At 71.4% G+C, this 8465-nt stretch carries 7 protein-coding genes; 3 read left to right on the top strand and 4 right to left on the bottom strand.

The genetic code is table 11. The features are described 5' to 3' along the window. The 3 genes from AOK01_RS39545 to AOK01_RS39535 all read right to left on the bottom strand — a co-directional run. Positions 1-849, bottom strand: an 849-nt coding sequence (locus AOK01_RS39545) for a fumarylacetoacetate hydrolase family protein (protein WP_055520414.1), incomplete at its 3' end; no start/stop codon positions are given. A 126-nt stretch (positions 850-975) separates the two neighbouring features. Further along, entirely contained in the window at positions 976-1731 is a 756-nt protein-coding gene (locus tag AOK01_RS39540; protein WP_079104115.1) for a YidC/Oxa1 family membrane protein insertase, read from the bottom strand. Positions 1732-1927: 196 nt separating this feature from the next. After that, the gene (locus tag AOK01_RS39535; protein ID WP_055520409.1) at positions 1928-2242 is read right to left on the bottom strand and encodes a DUF6412 domain-containing protein; all 315 of its coding nucleotides are present in this window, start codon (positions 2240-2242) and stop codon (positions 1928-1930) included. Between the two features lie 220 nt (positions 2243-2462). Between AOK01_RS39535 and AOK01_RS39530 the strand changes: the two genes are divergently transcribed. From AOK01_RS39530 to AOK01_RS39520, 3 genes are all read left to right on the top strand, one after another. Continuing rightward, a complete protein-coding gene (locus AOK01_RS39530) occupies positions 2463-3308 on the top strand; it encodes a hypothetical protein (protein ID WP_055520408.1) in 846 nt (281 codons plus the stop codon). After that, positions 3305-5590 carry a bifunctional serine/threonine-protein kinase/ABC transporter substrate-binding protein gene (locus AOK01_RS39525; RefSeq protein WP_055520406.1) on the top strand — a complete coding sequence of 762 codons (2286 nt, stop codon included), beginning with the start codon at positions 3305-3307 and terminating at the stop codon, positions 5588-5590. Before AOK01_RS39530 ends, AOK01_RS39525 begins: the two co-directional genes overlap by 4 nt. 62 nt (positions 5591-5652) lie before the next feature. Further along, entirely contained in the window at positions 5653-7866 is a 2214-nt protein-coding gene (locus AOK01_RS39520) for a bifunctional serine/threonine-protein kinase/ABC transporter substrate-binding protein (RefSeq protein ID WP_055520404.1), read from the top strand. A gap of 94 nt (positions 7867-7960) precedes the next feature. Here the strand turns inward: AOK01_RS39520 and AOK01_RS39515 are convergent. Further along, on the bottom strand, positions 7961-8465 hold a 505-nt coding region (locus tag AOK01_RS39515; RefSeq protein WP_157871672.1), incomplete at its 5' end, for a class E sortase.

Below are 8465 nucleotides of genomic sequence, written 5' to 3'. Positions count from 1 at the left end.
CGCAAAAACCTGCCGCTGCCGCCCCAACCCCTCAACCTCCAACTCCACCACATCCCCGGCCCGCAGAAACGGCTTGGGCTCCGGCATCCCCAGAGCAACCCCCGCCGGCGTACCGGTATTGATGACATCCCCGGGATAGAGAGTCATGAACTGACTCACATACCGCACGACTTCGGCCACGGAAAAGATCTGGTCGGCCGTACTCCCGTCCTGCCTCAACTCCCCGTTCACCCACAGCCTCAGCCCGAGCGCCTGCGGATCGGGCACCTCGTCCGCCGTCACCAGCCACGGCCCCAGCGGATTGAACGTCTCGCAGTTCTTGCCCTTGTCCCAGGTCCCGCCGCGCTCGATCTGGAACTCCCGCTCGGACACGTCGTGCGCCACCGCGTACCCGGCGACATGCCCGAGCGCCTCCTCGCGCGAACCGAGATACCGCGCCGTACGCCCGATGACGACCGCGAGTTCGACCTCCCAGTCGGTCTTCACCGAGCCACGCGGTACGAGCACGGTGTCGTGCGGCCCGACGACCGTGTCCGCCGCCTTGAAGAAGATCACCGGCTCGGCGGGCGGCTCGGCGCCGGTCTCCCTGGCGTGGTCGTGGTAGTTGAGGCCGATGCAGACGACCTTGCCGATCCGGGCGAGCGGCGGACCGACCCGCAGCCCGGCCGCGTCGAGCGCGGGCAGTTCCCCGGCCTCGGCGGCGGTACGGATCCGGCCGAGCGCCGCGTCGTCGGCGAGCAGCGCCCCGTCGATGTCCGGCACGACGCCCGACAGGTCCCGCAGAACCCCCTCGGCATCGAGCAGCGCGGGGCGCTCGGCCCCCGCCGTACCGACTCGCAGCAGCTTCATGAGCACAGTCTCCCTTGATCGCGGGCGGCCCCGGCCGACGGGTGGTACAGCCGTCGGAGGATTGGTTGATCCTCCAAGGTGCGTATCCAACCCGCAATACCTGGTTCACGGACAACGCCTTCGCGGTCAGCCCAGTACCGCGGCGGCCGGCACTGCACCCGGCATGTCCCGGTACAGCGCCGCTCGCTCCACCGCGCTCCACGTCGTACTCGTCACGACGTACAGCGCGGCGGCGAGCGGAACGAATGCCACGGTGAGGAGCGTGAAGAAGGACATCAGCGGCATGACCTTGGTGATCGCGCCGAGCCCCGGCACCTGCGGCGACCCGTCCTGCCCACCCCGGGCGGCACCCGCCGCCATCATCCGCTTCGTACGCCGGTAGTTGAACGTGGCGACGACGGCGACGATCACGAACAGCCCCAGGTACACCAGCCCCTGCGCCCCGAAGACCCCGCCGTCGCCCAGCGCGTCCGCCCACCGGTCCCCCAGCGGCGCCGCGAACAGCTTGTGGGCGAGCAGGGCGTTCGCCTCGTCGCCGATCCGGGAGTTGGAGAACAGGTGGTAGAGCAGGAAGAAGGCCGGCAACTGGAACAGGCTCGGCAGGCACCCGGACAGCGGGGACACCTTCTCGGCGGCGTGCAGTTCCATCACCGCCTTCTGCAGTTTCTCGGGGTTCTTGCCGTGCTTCTTCCGCAGCTCGGCGATCTGCGGCTGCAGCGCGGCCCGCGCCCGCTGTCCCCGCGCCGAGGCCCGCGACAGGGGATGCACGAGGAGCCGTACGAACGCGGTGAACAGCACGATCGCGGCTGCGGTCGCCGAGGCGTGGAAGATCGGGTCGAGGAGATCGGCGAGCCCTTCGACGAGGCTCGCGAAGGCAGACATGAAGGAAGAAAAGGCAGAAGAGGACAAGGAAAGGGAGTGAGAAAGGGAGCCGGACATGGGTGAGCCCTCCGAGGGTCTCGTCGTGCCGAGGGAATGAGACGCGACGTGCGTGCGTCATGCGCGCATGCGTCGGCATGACGACCCGCGAGGGGCACTGCGAAAGAGCACTGCGAAAGAGTTGAGTTCCGGAGTTTCCCTACGCGGCCGTCAGGAGGACACGGCCGGGTGCTCGGGGACGCCTGCGGCCCCGAGCGTCGGGATCGCGCTGCGGCAGGAACGCCGTGCGCTGCTCACGGTCGCGCATGGCCGTACGGACCCTTGTACGGGGCACGGCGGGCGCGAGCCGTGAGGAGATCAGGGAACAGGTGGCGAGCGCGGACCCGGCCGCGGCGGTCGCCGCGAACGTGACGGCGACGGCTCCGGAGAGGCTGCCGGTGTCGAGGAACGCCACCTGCAGAAGGAGAACGAGCAGCAGAACGGCGGGCTTCAGCTGCGCCCAGGTCCGTGTCATCGACTGCTCTCCTTTCCCTCCGGCCTTCTGGCTCTCCGGCCTTCTGATCCTCAGGCGTCCTGACTCTCCGGCCTCCTGCCGTTATACAGGATTCACCTCCGGGAACCGCCTGCCCGTGGTACCCCAAGGGCGTAATCGATACGCTTCCTGCGGGGAACGTCCTTGCGGACAGGGGGAGTTGATGGTGCACCGGAGACCCGCGCGACCTTTTCTGAGTGCCGTGGCCGCTGGGCTGCTATTAGGGACGTTAGGGGGTTGCTCGGGAGCCGGGGATGACGGGTCCGCCGAGCCCACCGCATCCAGAACCACTGGCTCCGGAACCACCGGCTCCAATCCGGCGGCGGCGAGCGGCGACACCCGCTCCGACCCGTCCCCGCCCCGGTCCCCGAGTCCGACGCCCAGCGCCGCCGCCACGAAACTGGACTTCACGCCCGATCCCAGCCGCGCGCCGAAGACCCGCGCGCAGGCCCTGCGCCTGGCCCGCTCCGTCGCGGCGGAGCCCGTCACCTGGGGCCCCGGCTTCGTCAAGCGCAGCCCGTACGAGAGCGACCCCGACGCCTGGCCCGTACTCGACAAGGACTGCGTCTGGCAGCTCGAACCGGTGCCCGCCACGGTGCTCGCCAGCCTCACCCGCAACAGCGAGCTGCCCGCGGAGGGCGGCAAGGGCCCGATCCGCGTCACCGCGGTCGTCAGCGTGCACCGGACCGTGAAGGACGCCACCTGGGAGATGGCAGGCACCCTCGAAGAAACGCTGCGCTGCCCCGAACAGCAGCTCCGCCAAGGCGAGCGGATCACCGAGCTGGCCTCCCAGGGCGCGGACTACGGCCTGCTGGGCAACTTCGCCTCCGAGGACACCCTCACGGAGAGCGGCAAGTACTCCAGCGACGTACTCGGCGGCCCGCACTACTACTACTGGGTGCAGAGCCGGATGGCCCAGGTGACCGTGGCCGTCGTCGGCAAGGGTGCCGAGGGGCGTTCCGAGGACGAGGTCGACGCCGCGCTGCTGCAGGGAGTGGGTCAGATGCTGAGCAGCATCGAGAGCGAACTGGAGGCGGCGGCGAAATGAGCGACCCTCTGCTTCCCACCGACCCCGCCCGGATCGGCGGACACCGGCTGCTGGCCCGTCTCGGCGCCGGCGGCATGGGCGTGGTCTACCTCGGCCGTACGGAGGCCGGGGCCCTGGCCGCCGTCAAGGTCATCCAGTCCGAGTACGCGGACGAGCCGGACTTCCGTGCCCGGTTCCGCCGTGAGGTCGAGACGGCCCGCCGGGTGACCAGCCCCTGGGCGGTGCCGGTCACCGGCGCGGACCCGGACGCGGACCAGCCCTGGCTGGCCACCGCCTTCGTACCCGGCCCCTCGTTGGAGGAGACGGTCGCCCGCCAGGGGCCGCTGCCCACCGGGAGCGTGCGCGTCCTGGCCAGGCTGCTCGCCGCCGCGCTGCGCGAGGTGCACGCCGCCGGGCTGGTCCACCGCGACGTCAAGCCCGCCAACGTCCTGCTCGCCGTGGACGGCCCACGCCTGATCGACTTCGGTATCGCGCGGGGGACCGACGAGACCGCGATCACCTCCACGGACCTGGTCGTCGGCACGCCCGGTTTCCTCTCCCCCGAGCAGGCCGGGGCACGCGGCGCGGCGGTGGGCCCGGCGAGCGACATCTTCTCGCTGGGCTGCCTGCTGGCGTACGCGGCGACCGGCCGCCCGCCGTTCGGCACGGGCACGACGGACGCCCTCCTCTACCGCACGGTCCACGACGAACCCGACCTGGCCGGCATCGGGGCCGAGACTGGCACAGAGAGCAGCACGGACGCGGACAGCGGCGGTGTCGAGCTGCTGACGCTGCTGCGCGTGTGTCTGGCGAAGGACCCGGCGAACCGGCCGACGGCCGAGCAGTTCGGCACGGTGCTCCTGGTCGAGGACGCGGTCCCCGAGGGCGGGCAGATCGACTGGCTGCCTGACGACGTCGTACGGGTCATCGCCGACCGTTCGGCCGAGATGCTGGCGCTGCCGGACATCGAGCCGACCGTCGCCGAAACACCGGAAACGCCGGGGCCACCTGGGACAACGGGGACAACGGGGACAACGGGACCCTCAGCGCCCGGAACCCCAGGAACAGCGGAGGGCACGGAGGGCACGGAGCCGGTGGCGTCGCCCGGCCGTCGGCGGTTGCTCCTGGCCTCCGGCGCGGCGGTCCTCCTGGCGGCGGGCGGAACCGCGGCCTGGGCCACCCTGCGCGACGAGGACAAGGACGACGGCGCGTCGGCGTCGGGGAACCGCCGCTGGGTGATCGGCGTGCAGGCGGATCTGAGCGGGTCCCGTCGGACGGCGGGCGAGGCACAGGTGCGGGGCGCGCGGCTGGCGGTCGAGCAGTTCAACTCCCGTAGGAACAAACCCTTCGAGCTGACCCTGAAGACCATGGACGACGGCGGCGTCGCGGCGCGGGCGCCCGCCGCGGCCAGGAAGCTGATCCAGGACACCGACGTACTCGCCGTGCTCGGCCCGACCACCGACGAATCGGCCCAGGCGGTCCTCGGCACGTACGACGAGGCCCTGATGCCGGTGCTGTCGGTCTCCGCCGGAGGCCTGCTCCTGTCCACACAGCAGTACCGGTCCTTCGTGCACTGCCGCCCCAGCGACGCGGCCCTCTCCCTCCCCATCAGCGTCTATCTCAAGAAGCAGCGGAACGCCCTGCGCCCCGGCCTCCTCCAGGACCGCACCGCTCAGATGTACGCCCAGGAGTCGGCCGGGATCAACGCCACCATGCTGCGCAGCGTGGGCCTGCCGGCCTACCCCCGGGTGATCCCGTCGGGCACGGACGACCTGGGGCCCGTCGTCGCCGACATGCTGCGGGCCGGAATCGACTCGTTCGTCTACGCCGGATACGCGGCGGGCGCGGCCCAGGTGGCCAGGGAACTGTCGGCGGCCGGCTTCGACAAGCCCCGCCTCGCCTCACAGGCCGTGATCGATCCGCAGTTCCTGAAGCGGGCCGGGGACGCGGCCGAGGGATGGCTGATGACCTCCTCCTTCATCGACCCCTCCGCCGTACCGGCCGCGAAGGCCTTCACCGCCGCCTTCCGCAAACGCTACGACGCCGCGCCCGGCTACTTCGCCGCCGAGGCCTACGACACCGTCAACCTCATCGTCCAGGAGGTACTGAAGGCTACGAAGCGCAACCGGCCGCCGGCCCGCGCGAAGCTGGTGGGCCTGCTGCGCAAGAGCCGCTACAAGGGCATCACCAAGGAGTTCGCCTTCAGGCCGGCGGACGGCCAGTTCTCCGGCTGGGGCATCTTCCTGCACCAGGTCGAGGACGGCCGGTTCCGCTTCCTCGGCGAAGCCCCCTCCGAGGTGTAGCGGTGAGCGGACCACACTCCGAAGGCCACGCAGAATCCCCCGGACCCGGGGGACCCTCTGGAGTGCGCGCGCTCAGACCCGGCGACCCGTCCTTCGTCGGCGGCCACCGGCTCCTCGGCCGGCTCGGCGCGGGCGGCATGGGCGTGGTCTACCTGGCCCGCTCGACGGGCGGGGCGCTGGTCGCGCTGAAGGTGATCCGCGCCGGGTACGCGGCCGACCCCGGCTTCCGCGCCCGTTTCCGGCGCGAGGCCGAGGCGGCGGGCGGGCTCACCGGACGGTGGGTGGTCCCGGTCGTCGCGGCGGAGCCGGATGCCCGCGAACCCTGGCTGACGACCGCCTTCGTACCGGGTCCGTCGCTGACCGAGGCCGTCACGCTGCACGGGCCGCTGCCGGAGCGTACGGTCCGCGCCCTGGGCGCCCGGATGGCCGAGGCGCTCACCGAGGTGCACGCCTCGGGCCTGGTGCACCGGGACGTCAAACCGGGCAACATCCTGCTCGCCCTGGACGGACCCCGGCTGATCGACTTCGGCATCGCGCGGTCCACCGGTGTCACCGCGCTGACCGCGAGCGACGTGGTGATCGGCTCACCCGGCTATCTGTCGCCCGAGCAGGCGCGGGCCCAGGCCGGTGACGTCGGCCCGCCGAGCGACGTCTTCTCACTCGGCTGCGTCCTGGCGTACGCGGCGACGGGCCGCCGCCCGTTCGGCACCGGCACCGCTGCCGCCGTCATCTTCCGCACGGTCCACGAGGAACCGGATCTGGACGCCGTGCCGTGGACCCTGGTCCCGCTGCTGACCGGCTGCCTCGCCAAGGACCCGGCAGCCAGACCCACCGCACGGGAGGTACGGGCAGCCCTGACCACCGAACCCACCCAGACCACCGAGACCGAACGAGCGGGTGACCGGTCCGGTAACCGGTCGGGGGACTGGCTGCCGCCCGCGCTCCCCCGGCTGATCGCGGAACGCTCGTCCGCCGTCCTGGCGATGCCCGACCCCGCATTCCACCCCGCACACAACCCCGCCCCCGTCACCCTCGTACAGCCGCTGGAGCGACGGCCCGCTCTCTCCCGGCGCCGCCTGCTGACGCTGGGTTCCGCGGCCGGAGTGGTCCTGACCGGCGGCGGCCTCGCGGCCTGGGCCGCCACCAGAACCGCGGGCGGCCCCGGCGGCGCGACACACTCCGGACCACTGCCCCGGTACGTCATCGGGCTGCACGCGGACCTGTCGGGACCGGGCCGGGCGATCGGCCGGGCACAGGAGCGGGGCATACGGCTCGCCGTGGCGGACTTCAACTCCCGGTCCCGTGACGGCCGCGCCTTCGACCTGGCCCTGAAGGTCCTGGACGACGCCGGAAGGACGAAGGAGGCCGAGGAGGTGGCCAAGCGGTTCATCGCGGACCCCGACGTGTACGCCGTGATCGGCCCGACCGTCAACGCCGCGGCCGAGACCGTGTCCCGCTACGAGAAGGCCCTGCTGCCCATCGTCTCCGTCTCCTCCGGCGACGATCAGTACTCCCCGACCACCACCCGCGCGTACTTCCAGCTCAGAGCCGACGAGAACACACTGTCGACGCCCTTCATCCACTACCTCACCCACGTCGAGAAGAGCCGCAGGACCGCCCTCGTGGACGACAGGGCGGCGAGCAGGACCAGTTGGCAGATCGTCAAGGACCTGACCGCGATCCCGCCCTCCGACGGCACGACCACCGCCCATGTCGTCCCCGCGGACAGCGAGGACTTCACCCCGGTCGCCACCGCCGTGCTCGCCTCCGACGCGCAGGCCGTCGTGTACGCCGGCTCCTCCCCGCACCGGGCCGCCCGCTGCGCCCGAGCGCTGGACCGGGCCGGATTCCGGGGCACGCGCATGGCCCCGGAACCGGTCCTGCAGACCGCGTTCCTCAAGGAGGCCGGCCCGGCGGCCGAGGGCTGGGTGATCACCACGACCTACGTCGACCCGGCGGAGTTGCCGGCGGCGGCACACTTCGTGAAGACGTACAGAAAGCGCTTCGGCGTACGCACCGTCGAGCGCTTCGCGGTGGAGGCGTACGACGCGCTGCTCTTCATCGCCGAGGGCCTGCACGAACTGGGCGCCGTCGAGCCCGAACGGGGCGCCTTGGTGCGCAGGCTCCGCACGACCACGCACAAGGGGCTCGCCAAGACCATCGAGTTCGATCCGACGACCACCGAGTTCCGCTGGCTGAACAGCCTCTTCCTCCACCGAGTGAGCGAGGGCGCCCCGCACTTCCTGGGCCACTACGAAAAGGCCAGGAAACCCTGAAATCCCGGCCGACCGGAACAGGCCCATCGGGCCATCGGGGCCACCGGACCTATCGCGCCTATCGGGGCTACCGGGGCTACCGGGGCTACCGGGGCTACCGGGGCCGCATGGAGCCGAGTTTCCCCCAGACGACCAGGCGGTACTTGGAGGTGTACTCCGGGGTGCAGGTGGTGAGCGTGAGGTAGTACCCGGGATCGGTGTAACCGTAGGAGGGCTTGACGGTACTGCGAGGAATCCGCCGAACCGTCCCCCCGTCCCCCGGCAGGGTCCGAGGCAACGTCCTGTCGACGACGTACGTGTAGACGGCGGCCTTGGTCTCGACCTGGATCCGGTCTCCCCGCCGCAGCCGGTCGATGTGGCGGAAGGGCTCCCCATGGGTGTTCCGGTGCCCGGCGAGAGCGAAGTTCCCGACCCGACCGGGCTGAACGGTGCCCGGATAATGCCCGACGTACCCCTTGTTGAGCACGCCCGCCTTGCTGACACCTTCCGCGACGGGAACGCGGAGCCCGAGCCGAGGGATGGCGAGGATGGCGTAGGCCTGGGTCCAGCGGGGCTGGGGTGCGACGAGACCGGAGGCGGCCGTACCGGTACCGGTACGG

The organism is Streptomyces aurantiacus, from assembly GCF_001418335.1.
Lineage (GTDB): Bacteria > Actinomycetota > Actinomycetes > Streptomycetales > Streptomycetaceae > Streptomyces > Streptomyces aurantiacus.
Note: the sequence above shows the minus strand (reverse complement) of the source record. Positions and strands in the feature narration are given on the sequence as shown.

Coding starts and splice junctions, on each gene's coding strand:
- AOK01_RS39540 (WP_079104115.1), bottom strand. CDS start 1,731: ATGTCTGCCTTCGCGAGCCTCGTCGAAGGGCTCGCCGATCTCCTCGAC.
- AOK01_RS39525 (WP_055520406.1), top strand. CDS start 3,305: ATGAGCGACCCTCTGCTTCCCACCGACCCCGCCCGGATCGGCGGACAC.
- AOK01_RS39535 (WP_055520409.1), bottom strand. CDS start 2,242: ATGACACGGACCTGGGCGCAGCTGAAGCCCGCCGTTCTGCTGCTCGTT.